The sequence below is a fragment of the Paraburkholderia sp. RL17-373-BIF-A genome (assembly GCF_046030175.1).
Lineage (GTDB): Bacteria > Pseudomonadota > Gammaproteobacteria > Burkholderiales > Burkholderiaceae > Paraburkholderia.
Window position 1 is genome coordinate 1 of the sequence record NZ_JARESO010000429.1, and the last position, 449, is coordinate 449.

Genomic DNA, 449 nt, shown 5'->3' on the forward strand with positions numbered 1-449 from the left:
CATCGTCTATGTCGGCGGGCAGAAGGCCGGCACGACCAAAACCACCACATCGAACCTAATGTGCCTCGATGCGATGCTGACATAGCAGCCAGCCGTGCTGCTTGTCGCCGTCCAGCCGATTCTGTCAAGATTGGAGCGTCCCGATAATTGCAGGGCAGTGAGGTCCTCAGTGTTGCTTCCACTTCGCAGGCACGACTGCGTGATAGATCATCTCGAACCGTTTGTTATTCTGCATCTGATCCTGCAGCGCCCGCTGGAGCGTGCCGGAAAGTATCGCTGTGCAAGTGAAGCTATTCCCCTTCCCAAGGAGTCGCCCCTTGTAATCCTCCAGCTCGGCTTTTGAGAAGCCTTTGACGCCAGCATCCAGATCATCTGCATGATTGAGCATTGCCACCGCCAGCACACGCAGCCCTTCCGGCGAATCGTGCTCCCTGCCAAACATTTTGGAG

1 pseudogene is annotated in these 449 nt (G+C 56.3%); it reads right to left on the reverse strand.

From position 1 onward, the window contains the following. Positions 1-166: 166 nt before the first annotated feature. Positions 167-449: pseudogene (locus tag P0D80_RS51215) on the reverse strand (hypothetical protein); the annotation flags it as partial.